This is a genomic window from Chryseobacterium sp. MEBOG06 (assembly GCF_021869765.1).
Taxonomy (GTDB): domain Bacteria; phylum Bacteroidota; class Bacteroidia; order Flavobacteriales; family Weeksellaceae; genus Chryseobacterium.
In genome coordinates, this window is sequence record NZ_CP084580.1 from 5,214,795 (window position 1) to 5,232,568 (window position 17,774).

General features: G+C 35.7%; 19 protein-coding genes. 14 read left to right on the forward strand and 5 right to left on the reverse strand.

Annotation, left to right across the window (positions count from 1 at the left end):
* Positions 1 to 65: 65 nt before the first annotated feature.
* Positions 66 to 2,195 carry a carboxy terminal-processing peptidase gene (locus tag LF887_RS23765; RefSeq protein ID WP_236856709.1) on the forward strand — a complete coding sequence of 710 codons (2,130 nt, stop codon included), beginning with the start codon at positions 66 to 68 and terminating at the stop codon, positions 2,193 to 2,195.
* A gap of 53 nt (positions 2,196 to 2,248) precedes the next feature.
* On the opposite strand, the gene LF887_RS23770 is transcribed toward LF887_RS23765, so the two are convergent.
* A complete protein-coding gene (locus LF887_RS23770; RefSeq protein WP_236856710.1) occupies positions 2,249 to 2,752 on the reverse strand; it encodes a superoxide dismutase family protein in 504 nt (167 codons plus the stop codon).
* A 241-nt stretch (positions 2,753 to 2,993) separates the two neighbouring features.
* Here LF887_RS23770 and LF887_RS23775 point away from each other — a divergent pair, with 241 nt between their 5' ends.
* From LF887_RS23775 to LF887_RS23820, 10 genes are all read left to right on the forward strand, one after another.
* Positions 2,994 to 3,632: a 4'-phosphopantetheinyl transferase family protein gene (locus LF887_RS23775; protein ID WP_236856711.1), complete on the forward strand. Its 639-nt coding sequence runs from the start codon at positions 2,994 to 2,996 to the stop codon at positions 3,630 to 3,632.
* 89 nt (positions 3,633 to 3,721) lie between these two features.
* Entirely contained in the window at positions 3,722 to 4,624 is a 903-nt protein-coding gene (locus LF887_RS23780) for a GyrI-like domain-containing protein (protein ID WP_236856712.1), read from the forward strand.
* 93 nt (positions 4,625 to 4,717) lie between these two features.
* On the forward strand, positions 4,718 to 6,964 hold the full coding sequence (locus LF887_RS23785) for a TonB-dependent receptor (protein WP_236856713.1): 2,247 nt from the start codon (positions 4,718 to 4,720) through the stop codon (positions 6,962 to 6,964).
* A gap of 49 nt (positions 6,965 to 7,013) precedes the next feature.
* A complete protein-coding gene (locus LF887_RS23790) occupies positions 7,014 to 7,673 on the forward strand; it encodes a hypothetical protein (protein ID WP_236856714.1) in 660 nt (219 codons plus the stop codon).
* Positions 7,674 to 7,877: 204 nt separating this feature from the next.
* Positions 7,878 to 9,209 carry a 2TM domain-containing protein gene (locus tag LF887_RS23795; protein WP_236856715.1) on the forward strand — a complete coding sequence of 444 codons (1,332 nt, stop codon included), beginning with the start codon at positions 7,878 to 7,880 and terminating at the stop codon, positions 9,207 to 9,209.
* Positions 9,196 to 9,501 (forward strand): 2TM domain-containing protein, encoded by a 306-nt coding sequence (locus tag LF887_RS23800; RefSeq protein ID WP_236856716.1) that lies wholly within the window; start codon positions 9,196 to 9,198, stop codon positions 9,499 to 9,501. Before LF887_RS23795 ends, LF887_RS23800 begins: the two co-directional genes overlap by 14 nt.
* Before the next feature lie 63 nt (positions 9,502 to 9,564).
* Positions 9,565 to 10,134, forward strand: a complete 570-nt coding sequence (locus tag LF887_RS23805) for a methyltransferase family protein (protein WP_236856717.1) — start codon at positions 9,565 to 9,567, stop codon at positions 10,132 to 10,134.
* A gap of 238 nt (positions 10,135 to 10,372) precedes the next feature.
* Positions 10,373 to 10,669, forward strand: a complete 297-nt coding sequence (locus tag LF887_RS23810) for a 2TM domain-containing protein (protein ID WP_236856718.1) — start codon at positions 10,373 to 10,375, stop codon at positions 10,667 to 10,669.
* A 26-nt stretch (positions 10,670 to 10,695) separates the two neighbouring features.
* The gene (locus LF887_RS23815) at positions 10,696 to 10,971 is read left to right on the forward strand and encodes a 2TM domain-containing protein (protein WP_236856719.1); all 276 of its coding nucleotides are present in this window, start codon (positions 10,696 to 10,698) and stop codon (positions 10,969 to 10,971) included.
* A 60-nt stretch (positions 10,972 to 11,031) separates the two neighbouring features.
* Positions 11,032 to 11,775: a LytR/AlgR family response regulator transcription factor gene (locus LF887_RS23820; RefSeq protein WP_236856720.1), complete on the forward strand. Its 744-nt coding sequence runs from the start codon at positions 11,032 to 11,034 to the stop codon at positions 11,773 to 11,775.
* A gap of 172 nt (positions 11,776 to 11,947) precedes the next feature.
* On the opposite strand, the gene LF887_RS23825 is transcribed toward LF887_RS23820, so the two are convergent.
* From LF887_RS23825 to LF887_RS23835, 3 genes are all read right to left on the reverse strand, one after another.
* Positions 11,948 to 13,174, reverse strand: coding sequence for a DUF6051 family protein (locus LF887_RS23825; RefSeq protein WP_236856721.1), 1,227 nt, complete (start codon positions 13,172 to 13,174; stop codon positions 11,948 to 11,950).
* Between the two features lie 158 nt (positions 13,175 to 13,332).
* Positions 13,333 to 13,533, reverse strand: a complete 201-nt coding sequence (locus LF887_RS23830; protein WP_236856722.1) for a hypothetical protein — start codon at positions 13,531 to 13,533, stop codon at positions 13,333 to 13,335.
* An 88-nt stretch (positions 13,534 to 13,621) separates the two neighbouring features.
* Positions 13,622 to 14,518 carry a hypothetical protein gene (locus tag LF887_RS23835; RefSeq protein WP_236856723.1) on the reverse strand — a complete coding sequence of 299 codons (897 nt, stop codon included), beginning with the start codon at positions 14,516 to 14,518 and terminating at the stop codon, positions 13,622 to 13,624.
* 113 nt (positions 14,519 to 14,631) lie between these two features.
* Between LF887_RS23835 and LF887_RS23840 the strand changes: the two genes are divergently transcribed.
* Positions 14,632 to 15,351, forward strand: a complete 720-nt coding sequence (locus LF887_RS23840) for a glycine-rich domain-containing protein (protein WP_236856724.1) — start codon at positions 14,632 to 14,634, stop codon at positions 15,349 to 15,351.
* The gene (locus tag LF887_RS23845; protein WP_236856725.1) at positions 15,266 to 15,715 is read left to right on the forward strand and encodes a hypothetical protein; all 450 of its coding nucleotides are present in this window, start codon (positions 15,266 to 15,268) and stop codon (positions 15,713 to 15,715) included. Before LF887_RS23840 ends, LF887_RS23845 begins: the two co-directional genes overlap by 86 nt.
* Before the next feature lie 122 nt (positions 15,716 to 15,837).
* On the opposite strand, the gene mnmA is transcribed toward LF887_RS23845, so the two are convergent.
* The gene (gene mnmA, locus LF887_RS23850) at positions 15,838 to 17,025 is read right to left on the reverse strand and encodes a tRNA 2-thiouridine(34) synthase MnmA (RefSeq protein ID WP_236856726.1); all 1,188 of its coding nucleotides are present in this window, start codon (positions 17,023 to 17,025) and stop codon (positions 15,838 to 15,840) included.
* Between the two features lie 189 nt (positions 17,026 to 17,214).
* On the opposite strand from mnmA, the gene LF887_RS23855 reads away from it, so the two are divergent.
* Positions 17,215 to 17,742 (forward strand): hypothetical protein, encoded by a 528-nt coding sequence (locus LF887_RS23855; RefSeq protein WP_236856727.1) that lies wholly within the window; start codon positions 17,215 to 17,217, stop codon positions 17,740 to 17,742.
* The last annotated feature ends 32 nt before the right edge of the window (positions 17,743 to 17,774 follow it).

The window sequence follows — 17,774 nt, forward strand, 5'->3', positions numbered from 1 at the left end:
TCTGCTAATTATGGCTACTCATTACAATACCTATTTTTTAAAAAATTAATAAATAAAGACAGTTTATGTGGAAAAATTTCAAACTGAATAAATTTTTACTCCTTATTCCATTAACCAGTCTAATGTTTTGTTTCAACTCGCCAAAGAACGATGATGAAAAGATGCAGACGATAATGGTGAGCGTAAAAAATACACTTTCTTATCTGCATTATAGTCCAAAAACTATCAATGATGCCTATTCGAAGGATGTTTATAAGCATTATTTCGAATTGGTAGATCCTGCAAAAAGATATTTCCTGCAATCTGATATGGATGAATTTGGCAAGCATGAAACAAAGCTTGACGATTATATCAGTCAGGGAGATCTTACGTTCTATAAGCTTACCATCGACAGACTTTACCAAAGGGTAGATGAGATTGATAAAATCACACAGGATATTTTCAGCAAGCCTATCAACCTTCAGGAAGATGAAACCCTGACGCTTGAGCCAAAGCTTAAAAAAGTACCGGCTAATAAGCAGGAACAATATAATGAATGGAAAAAATTCATTAAATATAATATCCTGCAGGAGGTTGAATCAATGAACAGCAAAGAAGAAGCTCAGAAAGAGAAGAAAGATTCTGTTCAGAAGTACAAGCTGAAAGATACCATCAAGTTTAAGTCTCTTACTCAGGATGAGAAGATCAAAAAGGCGACAGATGAAGTAAAAGATCTTGTGAAAGATACCTTTACCCGATTCAAGAAGAGAAAAAAAATGGATTGGTTTACTGTGTATATGAATGCATATACAGAAGTATTTGATCCGCATACTAACTATTATTCACCAAAAGATAAAGAAGATTTTGATACTCAGTTTACCGGTAAAGTAATTGGTATCGGAGCTTTGATCCAGGAGAAAAAGGGAAATCTTTACCTGGGAGCTCTGACGATTGGGGCACCTGCATGGAAGTCCAAGCAGCTTTCGGAAGGAGATAAGATTCTGAAGGTAAAATCTAAACCAAAAGAAGATGCTGTAAATGTTGTTGGAATGCTTTCTGATGAAGCCGTAAGACTTATCAGAGGAGAGAAAGGAACTCCGGTTACTCTAACGGTTCAGAAAAAAGACGGAAGCATCAAGGATGTAACCATGATTCGTGAGGAGGTAGCAATTGAAGATACTTTTGCAAGAAGTATTGTCGTAAATACACCGAACGGGAAGAAATATGGGTTTATCAACCTTCCAAGCTTTAATGCTGATTTTGAAAATGCCAAAGGAAGAAATGCTTCTGATGATATTAAAAATGAAATCATTAAACTTAAAGCTCAGAATATTGAAGGAATTATTCTTGATCTTAGAAACAACGGAGGGGGTTCATTAACTGAAGTAGGAGATATTATGGGGCTTTTCATGGATGCCGGACCTTACGTTCAGGTGAAAGATGGAAACGGAAAAATACAGACTCTAAAGAATAAATATGAAGCTCCTATCTGGACTGGTCCTCTTGTAATCATGCAAAATGAACTTTCAGCTTCTGCTTCTGAAATTTTAGCGGGAGTAATGCAGGATTACGGAAGAGCAATGATCGTGGGATCGCCTCAGTCTTTCGGAAAAGGTACCGTTCAGACGTTTGTTGACCTGAATAGATTCCTGAATACTGAAGATGATTTCGGATCTTTAAAACTGACGATTCAGAAGTTCTACAGAATTACAGGAGAATCTACACAGAGAAAAGGAATTGTTTCTGATATTCAGATGAAGGATTTCTTTACCTATGCAGAAGTAGGAGAGAGATATGATGATTTTGCTTTAGCATGGGATAAAATTCCACCAACAAAATTCGAAAAACTGAATTATTTCAATATTCAGGCTCTTGAAAAGGCAAGTGCTGGAAGAATGGCTAAAAACAGCAATTATCAGCTCCTGTTAGAATCAGCTCAATGGAGAGAGAAATTGGATAAAGAAGAAAATATTACACTGAATATTAATAAATTCAATGACCTGATGAAGCACAGAAAATCTCAGATCGAGAAGTTCAAAGCTTTAACAAAATTTGAAAATGGTCTTCAGTTCACGATGTATCCAAGTGAAATTGAAAGAGAGAAAAAAGATGAAGCTTTCAAGAAAAAATCTGAAATGTGGATCAAGAATCTGAAAAAAGATCTTTACCTGCAGGAAGCAATGAATATTGTATCAGATATGGGAGCAAAATCCTAAACATAAAAAATCCGCTAATGAAAATTAGCGGATTTTTTATTGCGTAAAAATGATTACTTAATTTCTACACATCCTACTCTCCCTCCTGCATTTCCTGTAGGCTGGGTATGGAAGTCATCCGCAGCTGCGTGTACAATAAGTCCTTTTCCGATAATGTTTTTAGACTCGTCTGTACAGCCAAGACACCATTTATCTGTCTTGAACGTCAGTGTTGCCGTACCGCTCTGATCAGCAACCAGATTTCCTATATCTCCCATATGGAAATGTTCAGCTCCCCATTTACCGTGATCGTTCTTGGATGGGTTCCAGTGACCTCCTGTAGAGGTTCCGTCTGCTGCCGAGCAATCTCCTTTTTCATGAATGTGTACAGCATGAATTCCTGGAGTAAGGTTCGTGATATCCAGTTTCATGATTACTTCATTTCCTTTTTGGGTAAACTTGGCTGTTCCTCCTGTCTGGGTTCCGCTTTTGGCATTTACAGAGTACATTTTTGTAGTTCCGCATGAAACGGCTAAAAATGCAAACCCTGCCAGTAATGTTAATGTTTTTACGTTCATTTTTAAATGATTTATAGTGATTATAGGATAAAATTAAAAAAGATTTTCCAAAGCGCTTTATGATTCAGGTCTTTTTTCTAAAGTTAGTGAAAAGTAGAAGCTTATTGTATTTTATTTTTTCTTTAGATTTTATAATATGAACCTTATGGATAATTGCTTTGAAAAATGGATGGAAAATGCTTAATTTTAGCGTGATATAATATAAGCAGTCATCATAATCAGCAACCGTAAAGAACTAAAAATGGTCATTTTATCTGCCTTTATCAGTGAGGAAAAGCATCAGTCTGTTCTGGACCGGTATTTACACCTGTTTTCTGAAGACTTTAGAAAAGATATCATGAAATACAGAAGATGGCAGGATGCACAGCTTTCTCTGCTGGGAAGAGTTTTATTGCAATATGGCTTACAGACGTATTACAATATCTCTCAAGTTGAAACAGGTATTCTTCCCAATAAAAAGCCTTATCTGAAAAATTCTCATCTTCATTTCAATATTTCTCATTCTAAAGATATTGTAACCTGTATTATCGCTGAATTTCCTATAGGAATAGATATAGAATTTACCAATCCGGAAATCAACTATATGGACTTTAAATTTCAAATGACAGAAGCTGAATTTCAGGAAATCTATGAAACTGAAGATAAAGTAAAAGGATTTTTTACTTACTGGACGAGAAAAGAAGCGGTTATAAAAGCGCATGGCAGCGGTATGATGCTTCCTCTGGAATCCTTTGAAATAGTGAATGATGAATGTGTCATTGACGGTGAAAAGTTTTTTACAAGAGAGATTTTTATTTATGAATCCTACCACAGCTATATTGCGTCGCCCGATATACATATTAAAAAGACTATTCCTCTTTTAAAATTTGTGGAAGTATAAGATTATAAAGTAGAAATTTCTTTAAACAGCAATAATAAACAACAGATATCCTATTCATATCAATATTTTTGTTAATCAATATTTTATAATTGGAAGAATATAAAAAACGGATTGTAAAAACAATCCAGTATATCGATACAAACCTTGATGCGGATCTCTCTCTGGAAAAAATTGCAGAGATCAGTGCTTATTCCCCGTTTCATTTTCACAGGATATTTAAGCTGATTACCGGAGAAACACTTCAGAGCTATATTACCAGAAAGAAAATAGAAAAAAGCGCTTTTTATCTGGCTGTACACAAAGAAAAAGGAATTAAGGATATCTATTTTGATCTCGGATTTTCAAATCATTCAGTCTTTAGCAAAACATTTAAAAAGTATTACGGAATACCTCCTTCTGAATTCCGGAGATCAGCGCCCCCCAGATTTCACAAGATTTTACAAACACAAAGCAAGAACGGACAAGTTGATACGGTTTTTGGCCAATATATTTGCACTATAGAAAACCTGTTAAACTGGACGAAAATGAATTTGAAAATTGAAATTAAAGAACTGCCGGAAATGCAACTTGCAGCAGTAATGAGCCTGGGAATTGCTGATGTGGAACCCTCCTATAATATTCTGATAGATTGGGCAGGAAAGAAACATCTGTTTCCACGGGAAAATGTGAAAATGATTTCTGTATACCATGAAAGTTTCAAAGTGACTCCTCCCGATAAGGTAAGAATACACGCGTGTATGCTTCTGGATGAAAAGCTTGAAAGTACTGAAGGAGAAGTGTTTTCTGAAACCATTGATGCAGGAAAATACATTGTAGGAAGTGGAGAAGTAACCCTTAATGATTTTGAGCAATGCTGGGTATCATTGTTTTTATGGATGAATGAGCATCATTATTCAATGAGAAAAGAATTTCCTTTTGAGATCTACCATTCCAATTTTAAAGAGCATCCGGAAGGTAAAATGATGGTGGATTTTTGTATTCCTGTTTTGTAATTTACCATTCGGTAGCAAAAGAATGCCTTTCGGTAATAATTTTTTTATAGAAAGGCATTTCTCATCCTATTTTTGACCCAGATAATAATAACCATGAAACCACAAGGACAAAAAATACTGCTTCTGATTGCTCTGATCACTTTTATGACGGGATATTCTCAGATAAAAGTATCAGGAAGGGTAACTTTTAAAAGTAAAGGAGTAAGTGAAGTAAATGTCACACTAAAAGATACCTATGACGGGTCAACTACGGATGCCCAGGGTAATTTTTCTTTTGAAACATCAGAAAAAGGAGATCGCAAAATAACCTTCACCCATCCCAAATATGAGACCGTTGAAAAAAGTATCAGCCTTGATGATCAGGCAATCATTCTCAATACGGATCTTAAAGAACAGATCAGCGAAATAGATGCCGTAGTAGTATCTGCAGGATCTATTGAAGCCAGCGACCGGAAAAGAGCAACTACATTACTGACGCCTATTGATATTTATACTACTGCAGGAGCAGACGGACAGATTTCTTCAGCATTGACCTTTCTTCCCGGGGTTCAAAAGGTTGGAGGAACAGAAGGTTTATTCATCAGAGGAGGTACGGGAACCGAATCCAGGATCTTTATGGACGGGAGTCTTATCAACAATTATTTTTCTAATTCTATTCCGGGAATTGCAGGAAGAGATCAGTTTAATACTTCTCTTTTTAAAGGTAATATATTTTCAAGTGGCGGATATTCTGCTCTCTACGGGCAGGCGCTTTCAGGAGCATTGATGCTTGAAAGTGTTGACCTTCCGGATGAGAGTTCTTATAATCTTGGAGTTTCTCCTATCTTTCTGAATGCAGGATTTCAAAAGCTGGCAGACAGTAAAAACTATTCTTTTGGCGCTTCAGCAGGATATTCAATGTTAAGCCTGATGCAGAAAGTCTTTAATTTCAATACCAATTTTATTGACGCTCCACAGGGTCTTAACGGAGACATGAATTTTAGATTTAAAACAAAATCAGGAGGATTTTTTAAATATTACGGAATGTACAATTCTAATAAGATGGGAGTGAAATCTGAAAGCCTTGAACCTGGATATGATTTCAGTTTGATAAGATTAGACGGAAAAAATACGTATCACAATCTCTCTTTCAGACAAAAATTTGGGAAATATCTTCTGAATATAGGAGGCTCTTATTCGTACAACAGATCGGATCTTAATTTTTCTACAGAAACAAGTGATATAGAATCCAATAAAACAAGATTGCTCACAGATGGAAATTATGTGAATTTCAAAGCAGTTCTTGAAAGGAAAATAAATAAAATAAGTGCTGTGAGAGGAGGTTTTGAATTGAATAACACAGATGAAAATTTAAACTTTGAAGAGGTTCAGAAACATTATAAAGATCTGATTTCTTCTGCTTTCGTAGAAACAGATCTTGGATTCAGCAATGCTTTATCTGCAAAAATAGGAATCAGGGCAGAGCATTCATCTTTTCTGAATAAAAATAATATTGCCCCGCGTTTGGCATTGGCTTACCGTCTTGCCAAAGACTGGACAACTTCTTTGGCTTATGGTCTTTTCTATCAAAATCCGGAGAGCAAATATATCAATAGACCTGCGGATTTGGGGTTTCAACAGTCACAGCATTATATTTTCCAGGTTCAGAGAGCTTCGGAAGGGCGAACGTTGCGTTTTGAAGCTTTTTATAAAAAATATGACCAGCTGATCAAGACATTTAATGTGACTCCGGACAAGGAACAGAACCAACAGGTGCAGACGGCTCTAAATAATGATGGATACGGTTATGCAAAAGGACTGGAACTGTTTTGGAGAGACAATAAGAAAACATTTAAAAATATTGATTATTGGATCAGCTATTCATTTCTTGATTCAAAGAGAGACTTTCTGAACTATCCTGTCAGTATGAAACCGTCTTTTGCAGCAGATCACACTCTTTCAGCAGTGGTAAAGAGATTTATTCCGGAATGGAAACTTGGAGCTAATTTATCCTATACCTATGCCAAAGGAAGACCTTATTACGATATTGCTTCTAAATTTGAAGATGGGAAAGCAATTAATTATACCAGAAATGAGGGTAAACTAAAAGATTATAATGCTTTAAATTTCAGTATTAATTATTTACCGAACCTAGGCAAAAAGGATTCAAAGGTTTTCCCTGTACTTGTTCTGAGTATTACCAATGTTTTAGGATCAAAAAACGTGTACGGATATAACTTTTCCGTAGACGGATCAAGAAGCTCTGCAGTTGTGCCACCCGTGAATACCTTTGTATTTATAGGAGCATTTATCAGCTTTGGAGTAGATAAAACAGATGATGCAATCAATAATAATTTATAAAAACATAACTTCGAATATACAATACAACTAACTTTTAAAATTTGATATCATGAAAAAATACCTTTTAAGTTTTGCTTTAGCCTTTATGAGCTTAACTGCTTTTGCACAGACTGATTACGAAAAAATAATGACTGAGAAAATTGCGAAAATAGAAACCTGTAAAACTCCGGAAGAGTTTCAGACATTGGCCAACGATTTCCAGAGAATAGGAAGTAAAGAAAGCTCTCAGTGGCTTCCTCAGTACTATGCTGCTTTTTCCCAGATTCAGAAAGGAAGGCTTATGATGAGAACCGGAAATACCCAGGATCTTGATGGAGTAGCGGCACAGGCAGAAAAATATTTGGGAATGGCCCAGAATCTTGCAGGTGCTGATAATGCAGAAGTTCATCTATTGAGGAAAATGGCGTATTCTCTGAGAATGATGGTGAATCCTCAACAGCGATATATGACTGATGGAGCCAGAGCCACTGAAGAGCTTAATATTGCACAAAAGCTTGATGCAGCCAATCCAAGAATAGCTCTTATTAAGGCTGAGGACATCTATTTTACCCCAGAACAGTTTGGCGGAAGCAAAACCAAAGGAGTAGAGATGTTTAAAGACGCACTGGCAAAATTCAACGCTTATAAACCCAGAACAGCGCTGGATCCAAACTGGGGAAAAGGAGAAGCTGAATATTTCATCAGCCTTCCGGAAGAAAAAACAAAATAATAGGGATGTAAGTTGTTGAAATATAATATTATGGTTTATTGTAAATAAAGCTTTTTTCCGACTTACTTTTTACTGTTTTAAACTTACAAAACCTTCATTCTGTGAAGGTTTTTTTATACCATTCGGTAAAGAAATTTAGCCTTTCGGTAAGAAATACTTTTTGATACCTTTAATAAAAACTAATTTTGAGTTAAGAAAAGGATCATGAAACGTAAAAATTTTATTATACTACTTTGGGTCTCAATGGGAACGACATTGTTTTTCTTCTTATTTTTTAATGATGAAAAAACGTTTCGCACCTTTATGATGACAATGCTGCTTTCTACCATGTATACTTTCGTATTGGGGGTAGGAAACGGAATTATTAATGAGTTTCTTAATAAAAGATTTCCGTGGTCTGAGGCTACCAGGCTTAGAGCTGTTTTAAGCATTATTTCAATCATTATCGGGAACTTTGTTTTGGTGTACTTCTGTAATTATATGAATTATGTTGTGATCCAGAGAACAGCTACTGTGGAAGAGTTTTTCTCTTCAAAATATGGGGTTACCAATTGGTTTATGATCAATATAGCTCTTCTGATTACAGCTTTTCTTCATGCAAAAGGATTCATGGAAGAGCTGAAGAAGACTTCCCGGAAAGAAGTAGTGGAGCAGAAGCTTATTGCTAAGTCTGCCAATGCCCAGTTTGAAAGTTTGAAAAACCAGCTGGATCCTCATTTTCTTTTCAACTCTTTGAATGTTTTAAGCTCGCTGATCGATGAAAATCCCCAGCAGGCTCAGAAATTTACTGCCTCTATGTCAAAGATTTACCGGTATGTACTTGAACAAAAAGATAAAGAGCTGGTAACCGTTGAAGATGAGATCGAATTTGCCAAAACGTATTGTGATCTTTTAAAAACCAGATTTGAAGACAGTGTAGATTTCACTTTTGATGTTCCAAAAGAAGATTATCGGAGATATGTGGTTCCCCTGGCTCTGCAGCTATTGCTGGAAAACTGTATCAAACATAATTTTGCTACTTCATCAAAACCTTTAGCGATCAGGATTTTTTCAGACGGTGATACCCTTTGTATTGAAAACAACCTGCAGGTAAGGGAACAGATCAAGGAAAGTTCCGGGATAGGACTTACCAATATTGTTCAGCGCTATTCTCTTCTTACAAAGAAAAATGTTTTTATAGAAAAATCTGAAGACTATTTTAAAGTAAAGCTTCCGATGCTTTCTGCTAAACCCAATATTTCCAGTGTACAGACGGAGGATGAATCTGCGGCATATAAAAGAGCACAAAAGAGAGTTAAAGAAATTAAAGGATTTTATTCTAACCTGATTTCTTACTGTATTATTATTCCTTTCTTAATCTTTATCAATCTTTTTACCGGAAGGGGAACCTACTGGTTCTGGTACCCGTTATTTGGGTGGGGAGTTGCTTTGGCCTTCCGTGCTTTCCGGGTTTTCGGGATTGGAGAATCCTGGCAGGAAAAAAAGATCAGAGAAATTATGGATCAACAAAAAAATAAAAATAATGAAAACATTTGACGAAGATGATATTCAATATCAGCAGGCTAAAAGACAGGTAGACCAGTTAAGAGGTTTTTACGGGCATTTATTTGCCTATTTGGTGGTAAATATTGTAATCGTCTTTTACAACTATTCGCAGCTGAAACCCGGAGAAAGTTATTTCCAGTTTGAAAACTTTTTTACGGCCATATTCTGGGGAATTGGACTTTTTTCTCATGCGTTGATCGTCTTTTTGCCTAAAGTGCGGTTTGTAAAGGAATGGGAAGAGAGAAAAATCCGGGAATTGATTGAAAAACAAAAAGAACTTTAATACGGTCTTAAAAGGCAGAACAGGCAATAAATGAAATAAACTTATTAACACAAAAGATAAAATATGAATACCTTACAAATACTCTTTACCGTTTCTATGGCCGCTTGGTTTCTCAGTGAGTTTTTGTATAAAAATATGCTGAAATCCACGAAAAGTGACAAGAAAGATAAAGATAAATCTACCCTGAATATTCTGTGGCTTGCCATTCCTTTTTCTATAGGGGCCTCTATTATTCTTTCTTATAATACAAAACTTCCCATTATAAAGGCTGACTGGATCATGTATGTAGGAGAGCTTTTTATTATATTGGGAATTGTTTTAAGATTCATTATTATCAGATCTTTAGGTAAATATTTTACAGTGGATGTCACCATAAGAGAAGACCATAAAATCAAAAAAGAAGGATTTTATAAATATGTAAGACATCCTTCGTATGCTCTTTCTCTTTTGACCTCTCTTGGTCTTGGTTTATACCTCAATAACTGGTGGTCTTTACTCTTTGCTTTTATACCTCCGTTTTTAGCATTTGCCTACAGAATTAAAGTGGAAGAACTGGCTTTGGTAGAACAGTTTGGAGATGAATACATCGAATACAGAAAGAACACCAAAAAAATAATTCCTTTTATTTATTGATCCTCTCTTTTACATGCCTGCGATAATTCAGTAAGCAGGTTCTGTTTTTTACAAGAAAACATCAGACTGGCAGATCTGCTTTGCGTCTACTCAGCATCTATATATTCATTACTTTCGGGTTTTTACCATTCAGATAGCATATTCTACCGTTCGGTAATATAAAATTGATTTAAGGCTGTTCTCTGACCTACCTTTGATTCAACAAAAAAGACAAACTAACCTTTTAAAACAAAATAGTATGGAAATTTTATCATCTGATAGAGAAACGATAGCTTACAAAAAAGCTTCAAGAAGAGTAAAAGAATTAAAAGAATTTTATGGAAATCTTACTTCTTACTGTATTGTAATTCCATTTTTAGCAGCATTAAATTTGCTGACCTCTCCAGGATATCTGTGGTTCTTATGGCCTATGCTGGGTTGGGGAATAGGCGTTATTTTTCATGCCGTAAACATATTTGGAATCGGAAGAAGCTGGGAAGAGAAAAAAATAAAAGAGTTGATGGAACAGGAAAGAGGAAAAACAAAAACATTATAATAATAAATTAAAAAATTTATACAATCATGGATTATCACACGGCATACACAAGAACCCGCAACATTAAAAAATTCTATAGAAATATTTTTTTATTTGCTATCATTGCTCTTCTGATCCTTCCGGATACTGTTTTTGACGAAGAAATCATTAGAATTAGACTGTTCGATAGATACACAATATTGGCAATATGGGGACTTATTCTCTTTGTAAAAGCCATAAAACTGTTTGTTTTTGATTCCGAATGGGAAAGAGATATGATTGAAAGAGAGCTTAAAAAAGATAAACAGCCTATAGACTATTAAAATAGGTCTGTTTTTATTTAACTTTAATTCCCAAAATCTGACAACCAAAATTAAAACTCAATGATCAAAACTGTCATTATAGAAGACGAAAAACCAGCTTCAAGGAAATTAGAAAGAATGCTGAGTAATTTTCCTGAAATTGAAGTCGTTACAAAAATAGAATCAGTGGAAGAAGGGGTAGCCTGGTTTTCTGAAAACGAACACCCGCAGCTGATCTTTTCTGATATTGTTTTAGGAGACGGACTGTCTTTCGATATCTTTGAAAAAGTACCTACCAAAGGCTTTATCATCTATACTACGGCTTTTGATCAGTATACCCTTAAGGCTTTTAAACTAAACAGTATTGATTATCTATTAAAACCTATTCTGGAAGAAGATCTTTCCGGTGCTGTTGAAAAGTTTAAATCATTCATTCCTGCAAATGACACCGTAAATTCTCAGGATATAAAACAGCTTATAAAAAAAGAAAAATCAACCCTTTCCAGAGTTTTGGTGAAAATAGGATATAATCTGAAAATCATACAGACTCAGGAAATAAGCTGCTTCTTCAGTGAAAATAAAATCGTATATCTTCAGACAGAAGACCGCAGCTATCCATCAGATTTTACATTGGACGAACTGGAAGAAGTACTGGACAATAAAAAGTTTTTCCGTGTCAACAGACAGGTTATTATCAGCTCAGACTACATTAAAAACATTCATACATCGCCTTATTATAAAGTGGATATGGAGTTTCAGCCCCAGGAAGAAATTACGGTAAGCAGAGACCGTGTCAAGGATTTTAAAGATTGGCTGGTAAGCTGATCAAAAACTGAAAATAAAGGTATTAAGGAAAGTCATTGCTTTTAGGCTCAAAATACCTTTATTTTGCTGTATATACCTTTCATACCAACTTACAAAAACAAATGCCATGGATCTTATTTTATTGTTTTTCAAACTATTCCTTGCGTTCTTTTACCGCTGAAATGAGAATGGTTTACTGATTATAAAAATCACCTGCTGATTTTACAAACTGATAGAAGGCTTCGGTCACCTCCTTTTTATTTTTATGAGTTAAAGGAAAAGGAACCATATGTGAATATTCATAAGGGAAATCTTTGATCTCAACCTCTACCTCAATGTCACGGTATCCTCCGGTTAACGTATTTAAAGCTTCAATGGGAGGCGCTACAGAGTCTTTTTCAAGAACATATACCTTTATCTGAGACTGAATCTCGCGGATTCTGTCTTCTCTTTCCTTTTGAAAATAATTATAGCGCAGCATCTTTTTGAACCAGCTTTCATGCGGATGCTGATCATCATTCTGATAATGTCTTAAACGGGGATCAGATTTAAAATCCGAACTTAGTAATTCGGTGAAAACAGACTGCATTCTAACCGTAGACTGAGTGTCCATGATATATTTTGAGATCGGAAACATCCGGTCAATGGTCATTCCTCCACAAAAACAGAATACCTTGGATGATGTGAAAAAGTGGTACGGGTCAGCCATTTTGATAATCATTGAAAGGAATGATCCTATGGAATACCCGAATAAATCCAGACTTGCATCGGTAGAAATACCTTTTATATGATTATTTTTAATGTCTTTTACCACCTCAATGATATCCGAATAAGTTTGCAGCCCGGACCAGAATATTCTCTGAGGATGGGCCTCCAGCCTTGCGCTTATCGCAGCATTGATATAAGAGTAATTGGTGTTTTCCGGATATTTTAATTTTCTGGAATTTACCACTTCCATCATTTGATGGCGGTCTGCCCATACAGGAGCAGCGCGGTCCATATGAAAAGCGATAGGGAACAGAATGACCGCTTTGTGGGTTCTTTGAGCCAATTCATAAGCCCACGGCAGATATTTATCCCATTTCTTTTCATTGAGGCCATGGAAGAACAGAATACATCCGCTGGCCACTTCTACATCTGCTCTCTTAAGAATATGATACTCAAATTTTTTATTGCATTCAATATCAAAATCCCGGATGTCTATAGAAGGCTGACTATAAAAAAGATAAGCATTTTCATTGATGTTCAGAGGCTGCTGATGCTGTGTACAATTCATATTTTCAGATCCATAAAGCAGATTACAAGCTTTGGATTCAAAAGGAAGAGATTGAATCGTTAGATTCAGCTCCTTGATTTCCACAACGCCTTTTCCGGAGTCAAAATGACCTTTCAAAACTTCATACAATTCATAATATTCCATAGTGAGACTATTGAGGGTTCACTTTTATGAACATTTAAATTATACAATTATTGCGGTAATACATTGATTTTAAATATTTAAATGTATTCTAGGCATAAGAGAAAAATTAATCCCGAAACGTTTATGCTCCGGGATGGATATGGTAAATAGATATCTTCCTATTCGTTTTTCATTTTTTTTGTCTCATATTTTCTTATCATAGCCGAAGTAAATATGACAAGAGCAATGCAAAGTAAAAGTTCTGACTTTTCAGGGTGATACACTGCCTGATAGATATTATAACCTAAAAGCATTGATACGATACAGATCAAAACATTGTTTGCTGCTGTATATTGATTGTTGGAAGAAGTTGTTTTCATACTACTGGTTTTATTATTATTTACTCAGTAAGTATGACAATTTGAAATACGTTACAGAAAATTTTCAAAAAATAATTTATTCATCCAACTATTTGTAATCAATTCTGTTAGATTCAGTATCTTCAAGCTGTTTTAATATAGACGGTGGTATTTCATCGCTGTCAACAGGAAAACTGATGGAGTCTGAAACAAAGGTTTTCCGGTCTGCTTTCTGGTAGATTTCAAATAAAGCAATCGGCTCCTGATTGAAACTTATGCAAGTGCTGATAAAGTGAAGCTCATGAAGCTTGTAATCCGGATTTTTAAGCTTTTCCTTACTATCTTTTATTCTTGAAATAAAATGCCTCTGCCGGATAAAGGTATTGCTGTTCATAATGATAAATACATAATCTGAATAGGCTGTCACCTTACCGAAATATTTGTGATGGTCACCACCGCTTCTTTCTATAAAATATTCACCGGTAGTTTCAGATTTGTAGATCTCCATCGCCGAGCGCCAGATTCTGTCTTCTTTAGCTTGTAAAGGATTTTCGGGAAGATTTCTGTTATAGGAATACCAGAAGCCGGTTAAACGGTCCAGAAGAGCCGTATTCATGGCCGTGTTATTCATATCAATTCTAAGATCATTAAAATTGAAAGACTCCGTATTCGAATTGATAAAATCTATATAATTGGAATACCCCAATACTTTTACAATCTGGCTTAATTTTGCGAGATTAGGCCTGCTTAGAACTGCATTTTCATTCTGGCTGAACTTTTTTAACTTGTTAATGATCAGATGTTCATACAGATAATTGGTCCCCAGAAGATCCGGGTCTTTATTGATACCCTTTTCTGAATGATCATTTGCAATAAGCTCGTTCAGTTCCGCGCAGATGTAGGACCATTCAGTCTTTGTAACATCCTCCCAATGGTTTTTCTTTAAAAAATGGCGTCCTAAAAAATTCATTAGCTTCTCAAGATGCAGAATATCTTCTTTTTTCATCACTATACTTTATAAGACTAATTTAAGATTTTTATCCATCCAAAAAAGATGGAGAGAAGACTTTTATATTTTAAAATCAAAAGATATTTGAGTAGAAAATAAAAGTTAATACAATGGAAACAAAACTCATATTACAAGATGAATTCCTCTGGGAAAGGATCCAGGGGTTTTCCTTAGACGCTTCTGATGCTGATTTTCCTTTTTCAAAAAAACTGGCAAAAGACGAAAACTGGAGCCTTGATTTTGCTAATAGAGCCATAGAAGAGTACAAGAAGTTTGTATACCTCTGCTGTATTCTTCCTCATGGCGCTTCCCCCAGCAAAGTAGTAGATAAAGTATGGCATATGCATTTGATCTACACGCAGAATTACTGGGAAGAATTCTGTCCGAATATTTTAAAACGCACCTTACATCATCATCCTTCAAAAGGGGGAGACCATGAAGAGCGCAAACATATGAATTGGTTTTCAGGAACATTAAAGAGCTATCGTGAAATTTTCCACTGCGAAGCTCCTCTGGAAATCTGGTCCGGATATGAAAAAGATAAAAAAACAAACAATTGGTGGAAAAAACTCCGATTGATTCCTCTGTTCACCGTGTTTCTAATGCTATCCTCGTGTTTGGGTGAGATGATAAGCACCTCTATTTCGATATTCTTATCCATTATAGGCATTTTCTCTTTCGGGTTGTTGGTCTCTGCTATAAGTAATAATAGTGGACAGAATAAGAAAGACGACGGAGCGAGCTGTGGAGGAAGCAGCTGCAGCGGCGGGGGTAGTTGCGGCGGGGGATGTGGAGGCGGCTGTGGAGGATGCGGAGGTTGTGGTGGTTAAAAAAAATAAAACTATGAAAAAGATAATTATTCATTCAGTTCCGGTTGTGATAAGCTTTTTAGAACTTGCTGCAACTTCGCATACATTCAATCCTGTAATTTTAAGGGCCCCTGAGTTTCTCAAGTTTTATTTACTTCTGGTATTCGGATTTTATGCTTCTGTTTTGGCTTTAAAATCATTTAAAGAAACGGTTTCAAAAACCACACTTTCCTTTATGATTCTTATTTTCCTTTTGGGATTAATAAAACTGGTAAGAGGAGTACTGCTGGGAAAACCTGTAGGATTTTTGATCATGATATTGATAGCGGAAGGCTTTGCAGAAGTGTTGCTTATTAAATACTATTTAAAGAAAAACATAAAGTAATAAACCCATAAAAAACAAACCCGAAACAAAACTGTTCCGGGCTTATATCGATTGTTAATATTTAATTTTTTAATAATTCAGATGCTGATCTCTTATTCTGAGATCCTAACCTGATATAGTATTTACGAAATCACTCCGCTGCCGATAAGTTCGTCTTCAATATACCATGAAGCAAACTGTCCTTCAGCAATAGCAGACTGAGGCTCATTAAATTCAATATAAAAAGCATTTTCAAACTGATAGATCGTTGCCTCCTGCAAAGACTGTCTGTATCTGAATCTTGACATTACTTTCATAGATTCTCCATTTTGAAGTCTCAGGTCTTCACGTACCCAGTGTAGTTCAGAATTATCAATTTTTAAAGCTTTTTTGTAAAGACCCGGGAAATGGCTTCCTTCTCCTACAAAGAGAATATTGTTTTCCATATCTCTGGAGACAATAAAACAGCTTTCTTTATGACCGCCTATTCCAAGACCTCTGCTTTGTCCGATGGTGAAAAATTGAGCTCCCTGATGTTTTCCAATCACCTTACCGTCAGCTTTTTTATAATTGATCTTTCTTGATAAAAATTCAAGTTCTTCTTCTTTAGATGAAAACTCTTTCTTTTCTTCTGAAAATAATGGTGAATCTTTGAAAATCTCTACAATTTCTCCTTCATTAGGTTTCAGCTGCTGCTGCAGGAATTGTGGAAGGCTTACTTTACCGATAAAACATAATCCCTGAGAATCCTTTTTATCAGCCGTTACCAGACCGATTTCTTTTGCAATTTCTCTTACCTGAGGCTTTGTAAGCTCTCCGATAGGGAATAAAGATTTTGACAGCTGATCCTGGCTCAATTGACATAGGAAGTAAGACTGATCTTTATTGTTGTCCTTTCCTGCTAAAAGATGGAAAATTTCTTTTCCATTTTCATCAATGGTTGAGTCAACCCTTGCATAATGTCCTGTTGCCACTTTATCAGCCCCCAAAGACATAGCCGTTTTCATAAAAACGTCAAATTTTACCTCTCTGTTGCATAAAACATCAGGATTCGGAGTTCTTCCTTTCTGATATTCATCGAACATATAATCAACGATTCTTTCCTTGTAAAGCTCGCTCATGTCAATCACCTGAAACGGGATCCCCAGCTTTTGGGCCACCATCAGAGCGTCATTACTATCTTCGATCCATGGACATTCATCCTCTAATGTTACCGAAGCATCATTCCAGTTTCTCATAAATAATGCCACAACTTCATGACCTTGCTGTTGCAATAAATGTGCTGTAACACTGGAATCTACACCTCCTGAGAGGCCTACTACTATTTTCATTGTATTTCAATTTTACGAAACTCTTAACGGGAGTTCTTAGTTTGATGCAACAAAAATACAACTAAATAAATTCGTAAAAAAACCATAATTTTAAACATTGATAAAAACGATATTATCATAATCACCATCACATTACACCAATAGCACGTGGTGAAAGCATAGAATATTATGAAAATAAAATATCTATATATGAAAAAAATTATTATTTCCCTGATGTTAATGGCTTCAGGATCAGTATTTTCTCAGGTTTCTGTAGGCACTGCAGCGCAGGATAACAACAGATGGACTTTCGGGGGAGGAATAGGTCTGGGATTTGGAAGCAACAGTTCATTTTACCTGCAGGCTTCTCCAAGAGTAGGTTATAGACTTACCGATGACCTTGAAGGGGGAGTGGTGGGAAGTGTGTCATGGCAGACTTCAGATTTTTACAGGTCCACCATGTTTGGAGTTGGCCCGTTTTTAAACTATTATTTTGCAAGATCTTTCTATCTGGGAGCTAATATGCAGCATTATTTTATCGATTATAAAGATAAATACTACGATTATAAATACAATAGAGAAGAAACAGCATTGTATCTTGGCGGTGGATATATGCAGCGAATCGGCAATCATTCTTTTATGCAGCTGGGGCTGATGTATAATGTACTTTGGAAGCAGAATTCAAGTGTGTTTTCAAATGGATTGGTCCCTAATATCGGTTTTGTGGTGGGACTTTAATTTTTCCTGAAATTGATTTTTAAATTACAAAT

What these genes read in the sequence shown, in the direction of transcription:
- LF887_RS23765 (WP_236856709.1), top strand. Translation starts at nt 66, where the DNA reads ATGTGGAAAAATTTCAAACTGAATAAATTTTTACTCCTTATTCCATTA.
- LF887_RS23770 (WP_236856710.1), bottom strand. Translation starts at nt 2,752, where the DNA reads ATGAACGTAAAAACATTAACATTACTGGCAGGGTTTGCATTTTTAGCC.
- LF887_RS23775 (WP_236856711.1), top strand. Translation starts at nt 2,994, where the DNA reads ATGGTCATTTTATCTGCCTTTATCAGTGAGGAAAAGCATCAGTCTGTT.
- LF887_RS23785 (WP_236856713.1), top strand. Translation starts at nt 4,718, where the DNA reads ATGAAACCACAAGGACAAAAAATACTGCTTCTGATTGCTCTGATCACT.
- LF887_RS23790 (WP_236856714.1), top strand. Translation starts at nt 7,014, where the DNA reads ATGAAAAAATACCTTTTAAGTTTTGCTTTAGCCTTTATGAGCTTAACT.
- LF887_RS23795 (WP_236856715.1), top strand. Translation starts at nt 7,878, where the DNA reads ATGAAACGTAAAAATTTTATTATACTACTTTGGGTCTCAATGGGAACG.
- LF887_RS23800 (WP_236856716.1), top strand. Translation starts at nt 9,196, where the DNA reads ATGAAAACATTTGACGAAGATGATATTCAATATCAGCAGGCTAAAAGA.
- LF887_RS23805 (WP_236856717.1), top strand. Translation starts at nt 9,565, where the DNA reads ATGAATACCTTACAAATACTCTTTACCGTTTCTATGGCCGCTTGGTTT.
- LF887_RS23810 (WP_236856718.1), top strand. Translation starts at nt 10,373, where the DNA reads ATGGAAATTTTATCATCTGATAGAGAAACGATAGCTTACAAAAAAGCT.
- LF887_RS23815 (WP_236856719.1), top strand. Translation starts at nt 10,696, where the DNA reads ATGGATTATCACACGGCATACACAAGAACCCGCAACATTAAAAAATTC.
- LF887_RS23820 (WP_236856720.1), top strand. Translation starts at nt 11,032, where the DNA reads ATGATCAAAACTGTCATTATAGAAGACGAAAAACCAGCTTCAAGGAAA.
- LF887_RS23825 (WP_236856721.1), bottom strand. Translation starts at nt 13,174, where the DNA reads ATGGAATATTATGAATTGTATGAAGTTTTGAAAGGTCATTTTGACTCC.
- LF887_RS23830 (WP_236856722.1), bottom strand. Translation starts at nt 13,533, where the DNA reads ATGAAAACAACTTCTTCCAACAATCAATATACAGCAGCAAACAATGTT.
- LF887_RS23835 (WP_236856723.1), bottom strand. Translation starts at nt 14,518, where the DNA reads ATGAAAAAAGAAGATATTCTGCATCTTGAGAAGCTAATGAATTTTTTA.
- LF887_RS23840 (WP_236856724.1), top strand. Translation starts at nt 14,632, where the DNA reads ATGGAAACAAAACTCATATTACAAGATGAATTCCTCTGGGAAAGGATC.
- mnmA (WP_236856726.1), bottom strand. Translation starts at nt 17,025, where the DNA reads ATGAAAATAGTAGTAGGCCTCTCAGGAGGTGTAGATTCCAGTGTTACA.
- LF887_RS23855 (WP_236856727.1), top strand. Translation starts at nt 17,215, where the DNA reads ATGAAAAAAATTATTATTTCCCTGATGTTAATGGCTTCAGGATCAGTA.